The organism is Beutenbergia cavernae DSM 12333, from assembly GCF_000023105.1.
Lineage (GTDB): Bacteria > Actinomycetota > Actinomycetes > Actinomycetales > Beutenbergiaceae > Beutenbergia > Beutenbergia cavernae.
On record NC_012669.1, the window covers coordinates 4,418,933 to 4,432,684 of the forward strand.

14 protein-coding genes and 1 pseudogene are annotated in these 13,752 nt (G+C 72.1%); 5 read left to right on the top strand and 10 right to left on the bottom strand.

Features of this window, described 5'->3' with window-relative positions; translation table 11 throughout:
* Positions 1–103 precede the first annotated feature (103 nt).
* The 5 genes from BCAV_RS20110 to BCAV_RS20130 are packed head-to-tail and all read right to left on the bottom strand — an operon-like array spanning position 104 to position 5,202.
* Positions 104–1,015: a carbohydrate ABC transporter permease gene (locus BCAV_RS20110; protein ID WP_015884472.1), complete on the bottom strand. Its 912-nt coding sequence runs from the start codon at positions 1,013–1,015 to the stop codon at positions 104–106.
* The gene (locus BCAV_RS20115) at positions 1,012–2,034 is read right to left on the bottom strand and encodes a carbohydrate ABC transporter permease (protein WP_043347624.1); all 1,023 of its coding nucleotides are present in this window, start codon (positions 2,032–2,034) and stop codon (positions 1,012–1,014) included. The genes BCAV_RS20110 and BCAV_RS20115 overlap by 4 nt, the downstream gene beginning before the upstream one ends.
* Complete coding sequence (ngcE, locus tag BCAV_RS20120) at positions 2,031–3,449, bottom strand: N-acetylglucosamine/diacetylchitobiose ABC transporter substrate-binding protein (RefSeq protein ID WP_015884474.1); 1,419 nt, start codon at positions 3,447–3,449, stop codon at positions 2,031–2,033. The genes BCAV_RS20115 and ngcE overlap by 4 nt, the downstream gene beginning before the upstream one ends.
* A gap of 53 nt (positions 3,450–3,502) precedes the next feature.
* Complete coding sequence (locus BCAV_RS20125) at positions 3,503–4,267, bottom strand: sugar isomerase domain-containing protein (RefSeq protein WP_015884475.1); 765 nt, start codon at positions 4,265–4,267, stop codon at positions 3,503–3,505.
* Entirely contained in the window at positions 4,264–5,202 is a 939-nt protein-coding gene (locus BCAV_RS20130; RefSeq protein ID WP_015884476.1) for a MurR/RpiR family transcriptional regulator, read from the bottom strand. Before BCAV_RS20130 ends, BCAV_RS20125 begins: the two co-directional genes overlap by 4 nt.
* Positions 5,203–5,317: 115 nt before the next feature.
* On the opposite strand from BCAV_RS20130, the gene BCAV_RS20135 reads away from it, so the two are divergent.
* Positions 5,318–6,316 carry an N-acetylglucosamine kinase gene (locus tag BCAV_RS20135; RefSeq protein ID WP_015884477.1) on the top strand — a complete coding sequence of 333 codons (999 nt, stop codon included), beginning with the start codon at positions 5,318–5,320 and terminating at the stop codon, positions 6,314–6,316.
* A 48-nt stretch (positions 6,317–6,364) separates the two neighbouring features.
* Here BCAV_RS20135 and BCAV_RS23545 read toward each other — a convergent pair whose 3' ends face one another.
* The 4 genes and pseudogenes from BCAV_RS23545 to BCAV_RS20150 form a co-directional block, all read right to left on the bottom strand.
* Complete coding sequence (locus tag BCAV_RS23545; protein WP_280956305.1) at positions 6,365–6,895, bottom strand: hypothetical protein; 531 nt, start codon at positions 6,893–6,895, stop codon at positions 6,365–6,367.
* A pseudogene (locus BCAV_RS23550) lies at positions 6,896–7,231 on the bottom strand (acyltransferase domain-containing protein); the annotation flags it as partial. It abuts the gene before it with no gap.
* Between the two features lie 223 nt (positions 7,232–7,454).
* A complete protein-coding gene (locus BCAV_RS20145) occupies positions 7,455–8,123 on the bottom strand; it encodes a response regulator transcription factor (protein WP_015884480.1) in 669 nt (222 codons plus the stop codon).
* Positions 8,120–9,370, bottom strand: a complete 1,251-nt coding sequence (locus BCAV_RS20150) for a sensor histidine kinase (protein ID WP_015884481.1) — start codon at positions 9,368–9,370, stop codon at positions 8,120–8,122. The genes BCAV_RS20145 and BCAV_RS20150 overlap by 4 nt, the downstream gene beginning before the upstream one ends.
* A 195-nt stretch (positions 9,371–9,565) precedes the next feature.
* On the opposite strand from BCAV_RS20150, the gene BCAV_RS20155 reads away from it, so the two are divergent.
* From BCAV_RS20155 to BCAV_RS20170, 4 genes are all read left to right on the top strand, one after another.
* On the top strand, positions 9,566–9,787 hold the full coding sequence (locus tag BCAV_RS20155; protein WP_015884482.1) for a hypothetical protein: 222 nt from the start codon (positions 9,566–9,568) through the stop codon (positions 9,785–9,787).
* Positions 9,784–11,301: a multicopper oxidase family protein gene (locus BCAV_RS20160; protein ID WP_015884483.1), complete on the top strand. Its 1,518-nt coding sequence runs from the start codon at positions 9,784–9,786 to the stop codon at positions 11,299–11,301. The genes BCAV_RS20155 and BCAV_RS20160 overlap by 4 nt, the downstream gene beginning before the upstream one ends.
* A 70-nt stretch (positions 11,302–11,371) precedes the next feature.
* Positions 11,372–11,980 carry a TetR/AcrR family transcriptional regulator gene (locus BCAV_RS20165; RefSeq protein ID WP_015884484.1) on the top strand — a complete coding sequence of 203 codons (609 nt, stop codon included), beginning with the start codon at positions 11,372–11,374 and terminating at the stop codon, positions 11,978–11,980.
* On the top strand, positions 11,977–12,573 hold the full coding sequence (locus BCAV_RS20170; protein ID WP_015884485.1) for a GNAT family N-acetyltransferase: 597 nt from the start codon (positions 11,977–11,979) through the stop codon (positions 12,571–12,573). Before BCAV_RS20165 ends, BCAV_RS20170 begins: the two co-directional genes overlap by 4 nt.
* A 7-nt stretch (positions 12,574–12,580) precedes the next feature.
* Here the strand turns inward: BCAV_RS20170 and BCAV_RS20175 are convergent, their stop codons facing one another.
* Complete coding sequence (locus BCAV_RS20175; RefSeq protein WP_015884486.1) at positions 12,581–13,708, bottom strand: DUF2330 domain-containing protein; 1,128 nt, start codon at positions 13,706–13,708, stop codon at positions 12,581–12,583.
* Between the last annotated feature and the right edge of the window lie 44 nt (positions 13,709–13,752).

Genomic DNA, 13,752 nt, shown 5'->3' on the forward strand with positions numbered 1-13,752 from the left:
GCCGCAGCCACGAGACAGACCCGAGCGGTCGAGTCAGACCCTCGGGAGGGTCTGACTCGACCGCTCGGGTCTGAGTCGGCGGTACCGCCAGCGAACGAGCCGACTACTTCATCGTCCCCTGCGACACGGAGCCCTGGAGCTGCCGCTGGAAGACGATGTACACGATGAGCACGGGCACCACGGTGATGACGACTGCAGCGAACATCGAGCCGAAGTCGACGGCGTAGCCCGCCTGCGACACGAACGACGCCATGCCCTGGGAGAGCACGTAGTTGTCGCGGTCCGTGTTCAACGCCACCGGCAGCAGGAACTGGTTCCAGAGGCCGAGGAAGTTGAAGATCGCCACGGACGCCATGCCCGGGATCGCCATCGGCAGCATGACCTGGAAGAACGTCCGCCAGTGCCCGGCGCCGTCGATCGCGGCCGCCTCGGCCAGCTCCTCCGGCAGCGTCTTGAAGAACGCGTACAGGAAGAACACCGTGAACGGCAGCGCGAACGCGATGTACGTGACGATGAGGCCGGGCAGCGTGTTCAGCAGCCCGATGTTGTCGAGCACGAAGAACAGCGGGACGATCGCGAGGAACGGCGGGAACGTGAGGCCCGCGAGCATGAGGTAGTAGATCGCTCGGCGCCCCGGGAAGCTGTACCGCGCGAGGACGTACGAGCACATCGCCCCGAGCAGCATGACTCCCGCGAGCGCGAACCCGACCACGATGACCGTGTTGACGAACCACGTCCCGATCGCGTGCTCCGTCCACGCCGACACGTAGTTGTCGAAGTTCCAGTCCGCAGGCAGCCCGAACGGCGAGCTGAAGATCTCGTTCGTGGTCTTGAACGACGAGAACAGCGTCCACAGCATCGGCCCGATGACGATGACCGCCCACACGACCAGGACGATGTGGGCGATCGTGGTGGTGCCACGATCGCCGTGGGCCAACCGGGAGGATCCGCCTCCCACCGGGCGGGCGGGCGGGGCGGGAGCCTGCTCGGCGCTCTCAGGAGCGATGGCAGTCATGCTCGTCCCTTCTCGTCCCGGCCGCCCAGGAGCCGGTTCACACTGAAGACGATCGCGGCGAACAGCAGCGTGACGAGTGCGAGGATCACGCCCATCGCGCTCGCGTAGCCGAACTGGCCCTGGGTGAATGCCGTTCGGAACAGCTGCTGCGACATGACGAGCGTCGAGTTCTCCGGCCCGCCGCTCGGATTGAGGGCCACCACGTAGACGAAGCCGTCAAGAGCTCCGATGCCGAGGTAGATCCAGGCTGTCTGCACGTTGTCGCGGATCAGCGGGAGCGTGACGGACCAGGCCATCCGGATCCGTCCGGCGCCGTCCAGTCGTGCCGCCTCGTACGTCTCGGCCGGGACGCCCTTGATCGCCGCGATGAACAGCAGCATGTAGAAGCCGACGAAGCCCCAGATCATCACGAACATCGTCCACGGCATCGCCGTCGCGACCCTGCCGAGCCAGGGGAAGTCCTCGAACTGGTTCAGGCCGATCCCGGTCAGGACGCCGTTCACGAGCCCCATCTGCGGGTCGAGGATCAGGCGCCACATGATCGCGATCACGATGCCCGGGATCACGTACGGGAAGAACGAGATCACCCGGTAGAAGCCCGACCCGCCGAGGCCCCGGATCTGCCCGCGGCCCTGCCCGCCCACGGTGATGAGCGACGCGAACGCGAGCGAGACGACGACTGTCACCAGCGGCACGACGAGCGCCAGCTTCATGCTGTTCCCGACTGCCGTCATGAACAGCGGGTCGTTCCACAGCTTCACGAAGTTGTCGAGGCCCACCACGTTGAACTCGTCGCTGAAGCCCGACCAGTCCGTCAGGGCGTAGAACGCCGCCTGCGCGAACGGCCAGATCACGAACAGCAGGAACAGGCCGACCGGGAAGACGAGGAACACCGCCAGGAAGGACACGTACTCCCACGACATGCGGGGCCGGAGCCCGCCCCGGGGCGCACGACGGCGCCCCGGGGCACGAGCCCCGACCTTGGCGATCGCGTCGCCGCCATCGACTACTTCGGTCATACCACTTCGATCTTCTCGATGGAGTCGTCCTCGCGGATGCGGTCCGTGATGGCCTGCAGCTCGGACGTGAGGTCGTCCACAGACTTCGCGCCGTCGAGGAACGAGTTCCAGATGACGAGCTGCTCCTGGTTCATGCCGTACGTGCCGACGAAGTTCCACGTGAACTTGTTCTCGCCGGCGGCAGCGAGCATCTCCTGCTGGGAGACGAGCGCCGTCGACCCGAAGCCGTCCTCCGGCACCGTGTCCATGACGATCGTCGGAGCGAGCTTCGACCTCGCGAAGTTCTCCGCCGCCTCACGCGACAGCATGATCCGGATCATCTCCTTGCCGGACTCGACGCTGTTCGCGTCGGTCGGCACGACGAACGGTTCGCCGGCCGTCGAGTGCAGCGTCCCGGCTGGCATGGCCGAGCTGCTCGACAGCGGCCACGTGGCGACACCCTTCATCTCGAAGCCCTCGGCGACCTGGTTCTCCTTGTTCATCTCGTTCTCGATCCAGGACCCGGACGGGTACAGCAACGCCTGCCGGTCGTTGCTCCACCGCGCCTGAGCGGCAGTGAACTGCGTGCCGGAGCCGCCGGGGACGAAGTACCCGAGGTCGACGATCTCCTTGAGCGCGGCGAACACGTCCTGCAGGGCCTCGTGCGACCAGCAGTCGGGCTGCAGGTTCTCGAGCGCGAGGCGAAGCTCGTCGCCGGCCTCGATGATCGCGGAGTCGACGGCGAGGGTCTGGTAGTACGTCGCCGCCTCCTGACCCCAGACGAACAGCTTCAGGTCCTGCTCGGCCGCAGCTGCGCCGAGCTCCTTCGCCTCGTCCCACGTGGTGGGCGGCGTCCAGCCGTTCTCGTCGAACAGCGAGCCGGAGTACCAGACGCCGTACACGGTGAGCACGTAGTTGATGGCCACGAACTTGTCGTTGAACGTGCCGGGAAGCTCCGAGCCGGCGTACACCGTGTCCCGGATGATCTCACCCTCGAGGTTGGGGGCGTCGAACACGTCGTTCAGGTCCTCGAGCTGCTCGAGGATCGTGTTGAAGCCCATCGCCTGGGCGCCGGAGTTGTCGATGAGGTCCGGCGGGTTGCCGCCGACGAACCGCGGCTGCATCTCCGTGGCGATCTGGGTGGATGGCGCCACGGCGACCGACGAGCCCTCGTGGAGCTGCTCGAACAGGTCGGCGGCGAACTCGACGTAGTCGATGCCGTAACCGCCGTCGAAGATGACGGTGTCGACCTCGACGTCGGCAGGGACGTTGAACGGGTTGTCGGGATCGACGTCACCGGTGGGTTCGGTGGTCTCCTCGTCGTCGTCGCCGCTGCCACCGCCGGTGGCACAGGCGGCAAGCAGCGGGAACACCGCCGCGGTAGCGATACCGGCCTGCAGGATCGTACGCCGGTGGATCGTGATGCTCTCAGACATCTGTTGGGCACCCTTCTCGTGGGTCGGACGCGGCGTGGGGGGCGCCGCGCGGGTCAGGCTCCGCGCCGGATCTTCCCGGCGTAGCGGTTCTCCAGGGCGTTGTTGTGGTCGTCGCCTCCTGGGATGTTCGCGGAGATGTATACGGGCGGGACGTCGCCGCGCGCGGCCATGCGCTCGGCGACGCCGATGGTGAGGAGCTGCGCGATGAACGCAGCGGTGAGGGACGAGACCGCCCCGACGCCGATCCCCTCCCCGATCGTGAGGGTGGTGTCGCCGTACGGCGCGAGGTTGTCGATCGTGACGTCGGCGATCTCGGACAGCCGCTTCCCGCTCGGGTGCTTGGGTGTCACGGCCCCCGTGTGCTCGAGGCTGGTGACGGCGATGACGGCGTGCCCCCGCTCCTTCGCCGCGAGCGCCATCCCGACGATCGACCCGTTCACGCCGGAGTTCGACGCGATCACGAACAGGTCGGCGGGGTGGATGATCGACGCGTCCCACAGGTCGCTCACGACGTCGACGTCGCGCTCGAGGATGCCCGAGTGGAGGACCTCGACGTCCCGGGGACCGTGCAGGACGACGTCGCGCAGCGCGATCCGCGTGGTGGGGATGAGCCCGCCGGCGCGGCCGGCGATCTCCATCGCGAACGCCTCCGAGTGGCCGGTGCCGAACGCCTGGATGACGCCTCCGCCGTCGAGCGTGGAGACGATCAGGTCGATGGCGGCGTCGAACCCGCCCGCCTCGGCCTGCTCACGCAGGCGCTCGATCCGGGCGGTGACCTCGTGCGTGAACTGCGAGGTCGTCGTCGGGGAGTTCGTCAACGGGTGGTCCCTTCATCGGTGCGGCCCGCGGGTTCGGGACGGCGGTGGCTGGCCACGGCGCGGCCGGAGACGGCGATCTTGGAGATGCTCTCGGTGTAGTTCTCCTGGGTGACCAGGAGGTAGAGCAGGTCGAGCACGAACAGCTGCGAGTGCTTGGCCGACAGGTCGGCGGGGTGGAGGTAGCGCGCCGGGACCGACGCGACGAGGCACGCGTCGGCGAGCTGGCCGAGCGGAGAGGCCACCCGGCTCGTGATCGCGACGGTGAACGCCCCCGCGGCCTTGGCCTCGGCGACCATCTCGATGGTCTCCTTGGTGCGCCCGCTGTTCGAGATGCCGATGGCGACGCAGTCCTTGTCCTGGATCGAGGCGCTCGAGAGGCCGTTGTGGACGTCGCTCCACCAGTGCGTCTCGATGCCGATCCGGTAGAGCCTCCCGGTCATCTCCTCGGCCATGGTGGCGCTGCCGCCGGTGCCGTAGATGTCCAGGTGCCGGCACCGGGAGATCGCCGCGGCGACGTAGGCGCACTGCACGAGGTCCAGCTGGGTGGCCGTGGCCCGCAGCGAGCGGACGTGCGCGTTGAGCAGCGTGCGCAGGACGTCCGACGGCGTGTCGTCCGGGTCGAGCGTGCGGCCCACCTCCAGACGCCACGTGTCGACGTCGGCAGTGACCCCGCGTCCGCGGTCGGCGGCGACGGCGACGCGGAGCTGAACGTACCCGGGGTAGCCGATCTCACGGCAGAATCGGGTGACCGTGGCGGCGGAGACGCCGGCGCGGTCCGCGAGCTCCGTGATCGACAGCTCGAGCGGAGCTGTCGGTTCGGCCAGCAGGAGACCGGCGATCTTGAGCATCGCGGAGGACATGCCGGAGTGGTGCGCCTGGATCCGCTCGGAGACGCCGATCGCGCTCTCCGCAGGAGACAACAGGTCCGACACCATGAAAATCCCTCTCACGCCAGCGTGGGTTGCGGTGAAAGGTATTCTCAGCCCCCACGAGCGTCAACCCCTCGCAGGCGATGTCGCCGAGTCGTTACCGAAGGGAAACACATCCGAGATGCCGGGACCTTCCACGCACACCGGGGTGCACCTCGCCGTCGACGCGGGGGGAACCTCCACCCGCGCCGTCGTCGTCCGCGACGACGGCACCTGCCTGGGGTACGGCCGGTCCGGGAGCGGGAACCCGATCTCGGCCGGACCCGAGCGCGCGGGCGAGGCGGTCGCCGCCGCCGCGCGAGATGCGCTCGACGCCGCCGGCCTGCCGGCCGAGGAGATCTCGTCGGTCGTCGCCGCGATGGCCGGTGCCGACACGCGCGGGCCGACGGACTGGCTCGTGCAGCCTCTCGCGCACGTCGGACTGCCGACCGACGTCGCCGTGGAGGCGGATCTGCTGGCCGCGTTCCTGTCCGGCGGGGTCGACGACGCCGGGTACGCGCTCGTCGCGGGCACGGGTGCCATCGCCGTCCGGGTGCGCTCGGGCCGGCTCGACGGCGTCGCGGACGGGCTGGGCTGGCTGCTGGGCGACGACGGCTCAGGGTTCTGGATCGGCGCGCGCGTGGTCCGTGCCGCGCTCGCGGCCGTGGACGGTCGGCGCCCGCCGACGGCGCTGACGCAGCTCGTGCTCGACGAGCTGCGTCTGACCCCGCCGGAGGGGACGGACCCCAGCGGGCAGTCCGCGGCCGCGATCGCCATCACCCGCGAGCTGTACCGGGCCCTGCCCGTCACGCTCGCCCGGTTCGCCCCGCTCGCGTTCGCCGTGGAGGGCGACCCGACCGCTGACCAGATCGTGGCCGAGGCCGGGGCGCTCCTCGTGCGCACGCTGCGGGCGGTCCTCACGCCCGGCGTGACCGGGCCGCTCGTGCTCGGCGGCAGCGTCCTCGCCCAGCAGGAACGCCTCGCGACGACCGTCCGGGCGGCGTGGCCGACCCAGGACGTGCGGGCGGTGGACGACGGCGTGATCGGGACCGCCGTCCTGGCCCTGCGGCGCGCGGGGGTGCCCGTCGATGCGGCCGTTCACGCCCGCATCGCGGCCACCCTCGCGCCGTTGCGCGGCTAGGAGCCGGTAGGGACGCGTCGAGGTCGCCTCACGACGGTGCCGCGCGCGTCAGAGCGCGAGCCAGCCGTGACCGTCGTGCCAGTGCTCGCCGGACCGGAGGTGCGCGACGAGCGCCCGCTGCACCGCCGTGTCCTGCGGGAGCGAGTCGATGTCGCCGGCCGGCCGCCCGAAGACGAACGTGAAGAACGAGTCGTCATGGGGCTCGCCGTCGCGCTGGGTGACGGTGAACCGGCGCTGGAACGCCAGCACGTTCGACGACGCCGGCAGGTAGTCGGCGAGCTGCGGCGCGAGGAGCCACGAGTGGCACATCGCGACGTCGTACCGCTCCTCCGGGAAGTGCTCCGCGAAGAAGCCGCGGGCGAGCGCGAACGACGCGTCGCACTCCGCCGGGTCGAGCGGCCCGCTGAAGTCCGGCACGTGCACGCCGAGCACCGGCGTGCCCGGCTCGGTCGGCCGGCCCGACGCCGTCATCTCCGCCGCGGTCGTGCGCCCCACCCGCGTCCGCTCGAACTGGAGCCGGCCGAGCTGGACGAGCGACCCGCCGAGCGTGAACCCGGGCCACGCGGTGTTCTCGCACAGGCCGCCGGTCCCCTGGCGTCGCCGGGTGTGCACCATCTGCCGGCCGACGTCGACCAGGCTCGCGGTCGTGATCGCGCCGTCGATGCGCCGCTCGGCGTGCCACCGGCGCAGCGCGGGCACGCACGCCGCGTACACCCAGGCGTACAGGTAGCGCTCCACCGGGGCGACGCCGTCGTCGAGCCGGGGGAGCCGCGGCGGGGTGCGCACCTCGCCGAGCTCGCCGAGGACCAGCGCGACGGACCGCTCGAGCACCCACCAGGCGTCCGTCCCGGGCACCGGCGCCGCGGCGAGCATCGGATTGACGTCCTCGTGCGGCACGCCGATCTCGAGGAGGCGCGCGACGGCGTCAGCCCCCCCGGGGGAGCTCCACCGGTGCGGCGAGTTCCGGGGCGTCGTCGAGCACCCCGAGCCACGTGGCCGTCTCCTCGTGCCGCCGCAGCTCGTCGAGCCAGCCGCCCATGGCGCACTCCCCCTTCGTCGGTGAGGCCCTGCCGGCGACGTGCGCGCCGGTCGGCCGGGTCGCACGACCCTATGCGACGGGCCGATCCCGGCGCGGCGCTCATCCACCGCCCGGGACGACGAGGCCCGCCTCGTACGCGAGCACCACGAGCTGGGCCCGGTCGCGCGCGTCGAGCTTGGTGAGGAGCCGCGAGACGTACGTGCGCGCCGTCGCCGGCGAGAGGAACAGCTCGCCGGCGATCTCGTCGTTGGACAGACCGCGTGCGACGGCGGCGAGCACCTCACGCTCGCGGTCGGTGATGCGGTCGAGGCGTGCGGTGGCGTCGGCGTCCACGCCCGTCGACGCGGCCACCCGCGCGAGGACGGTGCGGGTCACCGCCGGCGCGAGGAGCGCGTCCCCGGCCGCGACCACGCGCACGGCGGCACGCAGGTCCTCGGGCGACGCGTCCTTGAGGAGGAACGCCGCGGCGCCGGCGCGGATCGCGCCGAGCACGAGCTCGTCGTCGTCGAACGTGGTGAGGACGATGACGCGTACGTCGCGCAGCTCCGGCGAGGCGACGATCCGGCGGGTGGCCTCGAGCCCGTCGACGCCGGGCATGCGGATGTCCATGAGCACGACGTCGGGCCGCAGCTCGCGGACGAGGCGGACCCCGGAGGCGCCGTCGTCGGCCTCGCCCGCCACCTCGATGTCCTCCGCGCGCTCGAGCAGGGCGCGCAGCCCGGAGCGCACGAGCGCCTGGTCGTCGACCACCACGGCCCGGATCGTCATGGGTTCTCCTCCGTTCCGTCCGCCGACGGCGGAGGCAGCGGCAGGACGGCGGCCACCACCCAGCCGTCCCCGCCTCCGGGAGGGCCGGCGTCGAGCGTGCCGCCGAGCTCCTCGGCGCGTTCGCGCATCCCTCGGATACCGTGCCCGCCCGACGGCTGGGACGCGGCCTCGCTCCCGGTCGCTGCCGCACGGGCACCGTCGTCACGCACCTCGAGCTCCACGACGTCGTCCGCCTCGTGCACGGCGACGCTCACGTGCTCGGCACCCGAGTGCCGCAGCACGTTCGTCAGCGACTCCTGGACGATGCGCACGCCGGCGGCCCACACCTCCGGCGGAACGCTGTCCGCCAACCCGGCGTCGACGTCGGCGTCCACCACGAGCCCGCCGTCACGCGCCGCGAGCAGCACACGATCGAGGTCGAGGTGCGCACCGCCGTCGCGCAGGAGGCCGACGCTCGCTCGGAGCTCTCGCATCGAGTCGGCGGCCGCTGATCGCGCGAGCGCAAGGGAGCGGGCCGCGGCGTCCGGCTCGCCGGCCGCGAGCGCCTCCGCGGCGACGTCGGCGTGCAGCGACACGGCGACCACCGTGTGCCCGACCGAGTCGTGCAGGTCGCGCGCGATCCGCAGCCGCTCGTCGGCGACCCGGCGGGCCGCCTCCGCCTCGCGCTCCGCCTCCCGCCGCCGGGCGACCTCCCGCTGCTCGGCGAGCAGGCGTCGCCGTGACCGTTGCCCGTCCCCCAGCGCGATCGCCGCCGCCATGATGGCGACGTTCGTGGCGAGCTCGTAGCCGAGGAGGTAGGCGGCGTCCTGGCCCGCCCCGATCCGGTAGGCGTACGTGAAGAGCAGGAGCGCGACGGCGGCGAGGATCGCCACGAGCGTCCGGCCCGCCTCGGCAGCGGAGTACAGGGCGGCCGCCACCGGCACCGCGAGGCCGATCGAGGGCAGGCCGCTCGCGTAGTACCAGATGAGGCCGAGGCTCGTGGCGACGACGACGATCACCGGCTGGGTACGTCGCACGAACATGAGGGCGCCGAACGCCGCGGCGAAGACGTAGCCCAGCGCCGGCGAGCCGGCGACCTCCTCCCGGGAGGTCGCGATGGCCGCGGCGACCGTCGCCGTGACGGCGACCGCCAGGATCACGTCGAGCGGTGTGACGCGCGGGGCTCCGACCCGGTCGGCCGCGGGCGGGGCAGGCCGCGCCGCGGCGGGGGTCACGACGTCGCCGCCCTCCGTCTCGTCGGGTGCCATCGCTCCAGCGTAGGGACGAGGGACGGCGCGCGCGTCGGCCGGGGGTCGCACGGCGATGTCGCTCCGGGGCGACATCGCCTCACCACAGGGGACGACGCCGCGGCGCGGAAGGAGTCGCTCCCGGCCCGACGACGCGGCTCGGCCCCGTCCATAGCGTCGAGGCAGTACACATCCCCTGCCTCACGGAGACCCCTCATGCGTTCCCTCGGCCTCGCGATCGCCGGCCTGTTCGGCGGCTGGCTCCTGGCCACCGCCGTCATCGGCGCCTTCCGCGCGCTGACGCTCGCCGCCACCGGCGCGGCGGCACCCGTGCCGTTCGTGCTCCGCTTCGCCCCGGAGGTGCTCGCGGTGCTCGGGGCCGTGCTCGTGCCGGTGCTCGCCGCCCGGGCGCGCGCACGACGGGAGGCCCGGCGATGAGGCTCTCACGACGCACGATGCTCGGCCTGATGGCCGGAGGCACCGCCGTGGGAACGGCCGCCGTCGTCTCCGGCTGCTCGTTCGCGGGCGGTGCGTTCGACGGCCCGCGCGACGAGGTCGGCCAGGTGCCGCTGACGACGCCGCTCGCGATCCCGCCGCTCGCGCCGTCGGAGATGGACGACGACGGCGTCCGGACGTTCGCGCTGACGGCGCGGCCCGGATCTCGCGAGTTCCTTCCGGGCACGACCACCGCCACGATGGGCTACGACGGCGACTACCTCGGGCCCACGCTGCGCGCGAAGCGCGGCGAGCAGGTGCGCGTGCGGGCACGCAACGAGCTGGACGCGGAGACGACCGTCCACTTCCACGGCATGCACCTGCCGGCGATCATGGACGGCGGCCCGCACCAGCGGATCCCGCCCGGCGGCGAGCGCACCCCGACCTGGGCGATCCGGCAGCACGCGGCGACGCTCTGGTACCACCCGCACCCGCACGGTGCGACGGAGGGTCAGGTCACGGCCGGCCTCGCCGGCCTGTTCATCCTGGACGACGACGAGGAGGCGGCCCTCGACCTGCCGCGGGACTACGGCGTCGACGACGTCCCGGTGATCGTGCAGGACATGCTGCTCGGCGACGACGGCGCCTCGCGCCGCGAGAACGGCCGGTTCGTGGGGACGCTCGGCAACACGCTGATCGTCAACGGCATCTACGGCCCGTACCTCGACGTGACGACGCAGCGGGTGCGCCTGCGCATCCTCAACGCCTCCGGCGCGCGGATCTACGGGTTCGAGATGAGTGACGGCCGGGACCTCGTGCAGATCGCGTCCGACGGCGGGCTGCTCGCCGCGCCGCACGCCACCCGCCAGGTGGTGCTGTCACCGGCGGAGCGGGCGGAGGTCATCGTGGAGCTCCAGCCGGGCGAGACGGTGGTCCTGCGCTCCGAGCCGTACGAGTTCGACGACGGCCCGGGCGGGATGATCGGCCGGGACGACCGGTTCGACGTGCTCGAGCTCCGCGCCGCCGCCACGCTCACGCCGTCGCCGGCCGTGCCCGCCGCGCTCGCCGCGGTGGAGAAGCTGCGGGTCGAGGACGTCACCCAGGAGCGGTCCATGGAGTTCAGCGGGACGTCGATCAACGGGCAGGACATGGACATGGGTCGGATCGACGAGGTCGTGACGATCGGCGCGACGGAGATCTGGAACGTCCGCAACGACAACGGGTCGCTGCCGCACAACGTCCACGTGCACGACGTGCAGTTCCAGGTGCTGACGATCGACGGTGCGGCGCCGCCCCCGCCCCTGGCCGGATGGAAGGACACTGTGCTGCTGCTGCCCGAGGTCGAGTACCGGCTGATCATGCGCTTCACCGACTACGCCGACCCCGCGGTGCCGTACATGTACCACTGCCACCTGCTGTGGCACGAGGACCAGGGGATGATGGGCCAGTTCGTGGTGGTCGAGCCCGGTCAGGAACCCATCCCGCCGACGGACGACGGCGCCCACGCCCACCACTGAGCCGCGGCACTCGCCTGCCCGCACCACCCGCTACGATGAACCTGCGTTCATTTCATTGCGGGAGGGCTCGGTGGCACGAACGGAGGCGCAGAACGCCGCGCTGCGAGCCTCGACGCGCGACGCCGTGCAGACCGCTGCCGTGCGCGTCTTCGCGCGGCACGGGTTCGCGGCGTCGACGATCCGCCAGATCGCGCTCGAGGCCGGTCTCAGCGTCGGGTCGATCTACCGCCACTACGCCACGAAGGATGCGCTGTTCTCCGACCTCCTCGACACCGCGGCGAACGGTCTCGCCGCGACCGCGGCGGAGCTCACGGAGGCGGACCGCCCGCTCGAGGCGCTGCACGTGTTCACGGAGCGCTTCCTGGCGGGGATCGCGGCGGACGACGGCGCGGCGGAGTTCGTCATGGTCGTGAACCACGGCTTCACGACGGACACGCCGGCCGGGACGGTCGACCGGCTCGTCGCCGCCCACGGCTCCCTGTGGGCGGCGCTCGAGGGACTCGTGCGGCGCGGCCAGTCCTCCGGCGACTTCTCCGCCGGCCACCCCGGACGCCTGACGACCGCGTACCTGGCGATGCTCGCGGGCGTCACGACGATGCGTCTCGCTCTCGGCCCGGAGCGCCCCGTCCCGGAGGCGGACGTCGTCCTCCGGATCCTCACGAAGGAGTCACCCGCATGACCCACATCACCGTCCGGCGCGGCGACGAGCTCGGCGAGCCCTACCGACGCCGGATCACCGAGGTCCTCGTGGGCGGCTTCGCCGAGGACTTCGCGTACTTCTCCCGCGACCCGCGCCAGCTCGCTGACGCGTTCGAGCACATGCTCCTGCTCGACGTGTTCGTGGTGGCGCTCGCCGACGGCGAACCCGCCGGCGTCGCCACCGTCACGACCGGGGCCCAGGAGTGCTTCGCACCTCGTGCTCGCGAGCTGCGCCGCCACCTCGGAGGAGTCCACGGCACGATCTCCTACCAGGTGATCCGGAGCCAGTTCCTCGGGGGGTACGACGGCGCACGCGACGGGCTCGCCGAGATCGGGTTCGTCGCGACGGCGCCCGCCTACCAGGGCCGGGGGGTCGCGACGGCGCTGCTGCGCCACGTCCTGGCCCTGCCGGAGTACGACGAGTACGTGCTCCGCGACATCAAGGACACGAACGCCCCGGCCCTCGGCCTCTACCGCAAGCTCGGATTCACGGAGGTCGCCCGGCGCCCGGTCCGGTTCGCGAAGCGCGCCGGCTTCTCCGCCTACGTCTCCCTCGGGCTGCACCAGGTCTGAGCGGGACCTACGCGCGAAGGCGGGCCCGCCGTCGTCGTCCTTGCACAGCGGCCACCCCGAGCACGGCTCCCGTGCCGAGCACGCCGACGCCGAGCACCACGAGCACCCACCCCGCCGGGAGGCCCAGGATCACGCGGTCGACGACGATCGTCTCGACCTCGCGGACGTCGCCGCCGCTGGACGGCGCGAACACGAAGTCCGCGTAGATCTGCGTGGGCGGGTCGGTGAAGGTCTGGTCGGTCGTCGTGAGGTACGCGGAGCCGTCGTTCTCGGCGAGCACGTCCGCGAGAGCCGGCCAGTCCTGCGCGCTCACCTCGCCGGCGAAGCGCACCTCGGCGTCGCCCGCCTGGTCGTCCACCCGGTCGGTCCGCTGCGGCGCGAGGACGTACGTGCGGACGCGCTGCGTGTCCTCGGCCGCCGAGGACAGGCGCATCGGGTAGACGAACGTGTCGCTGCCGAACGTCACCTGGAGCGGCTGGAGCTCCCCGGTGAGGGCGACGGCGTCGCTCCCCTCGGGCGTGAGGCGCACCGCCACGTAGGACCACCCCTCGGCGACGTACGGCACGAGCGCGCTCTCGAGGCCGGCGCTGAGCACGTAGCCGTTCTCGTCCAGCCAGTCGGTGAGCGCGCCGGCGTCCCGCGCGGCGAGCGTGGTGGCCTCGACGGGACCGAGGTCGACCTGGTCGAGGACGTCGACGCCCGGGTCACCCGGTGCGCCGCCGGCGCCGCCGTCGAGGCCGAACCCGCCGACCTCCGGCCACCAGTCGGAGACCCGTACCACCTCCGGGCGGGAGGCCTCGTCGAGGGCGTCCAGCACCGCCGGGTCGCCGAGCTCGACCTCGGCGGGCTCCGGGGTGGGAAGCAGGAGCGCGGCCTCCGGCGCGTCACTGATCGCGTCCAGCTCCATGAGCAGGCGCTCGGTGCTCCCGTCCCACTGCAGCAGGACCCGTTCGTGCGTGATCGCGACGTCGTACGCCTCCGACGTCACGACACCCCCGCACCCGCACGCCTGTGCCGGGCCGGGCACGACGACGAGCGCGCCGGCACCCACCAGCGCACCGACGGCGACGAGCGCGCGTCGCCGCGCGCGAACAGGCGCGCCGATCAGCGCGCGGACGACCCCCAGGAACCCCATGGCACGACGGTAGGGGCGCTGCCCGGCCCGTGGCAGCGTCGTCC

Excerpts from the sequence above, each read along its gene's own strand:
- BCAV_RS20130 (WP_015884476.1), bottom strand. The coding sequence starts at position 5,202 with ATGGTGTCGGACCTGTTGTCTCCTGCGGAGAGCGCGATCGGCGTCTCC.
- BCAV_RS20135 (WP_015884477.1), top strand. The coding sequence starts at position 5,318 with ATGCCGGGACCTTCCACGCACACCGGGGTGCACCTCGCCGTCGACGCG.
- BCAV_RS20175 (WP_015884486.1), bottom strand. The coding sequence starts at position 13,708 with ATGGGGTTCCTGGGGGTCGTCCGCGCGCTGATCGGCGCGCCTGTTCGC.
- BCAV_RS20110 (WP_015884472.1), bottom strand. The coding sequence starts at position 1,015 with ATGACTGCCATCGCTCCTGAGAGCGCCGAGCAGGCTCCCGCCCCGCCC.
- BCAV_RS20160 (WP_015884483.1), top strand. The coding sequence starts at position 9,784 with ATGAGGCTCTCACGACGCACGATGCTCGGCCTGATGGCCGGAGGCACC.
- BCAV_RS20170 (WP_015884485.1), top strand. The coding sequence starts at position 11,977 with ATGACCCACATCACCGTCCGGCGCGGCGACGAGCTCGGCGAGCCCTAC.
- BCAV_RS20145 (WP_015884480.1), bottom strand. The coding sequence starts at position 8,123 with ATGACGATCCGGGCCGTGGTGGTCGACGACCAGGCGCTCGTGCGCTCC.
- ngcE (WP_015884474.1), bottom strand. The coding sequence starts at position 3,449 with ATGTCTGAGAGCATCACGATCCACCGGCGTACGATCCTGCAGGCCGGT.
- BCAV_RS20150 (WP_015884481.1), bottom strand. The coding sequence starts at position 9,370 with ATGGCACCCGACGAGACGGAGGGCGGCGACGTCGTGACCCCCGCCGCG.
- BCAV_RS20155 (WP_015884482.1), top strand. The coding sequence starts at position 9,566 with ATGCGTTCCCTCGGCCTCGCGATCGCCGGCCTGTTCGGCGGCTGGCTC.
- BCAV_RS20115 (WP_043347624.1), bottom strand. The coding sequence starts at position 2,034 with ATGACCGAAGTAGTCGATGGCGGCGACGCGATCGCCAAGGTCGGGGCT.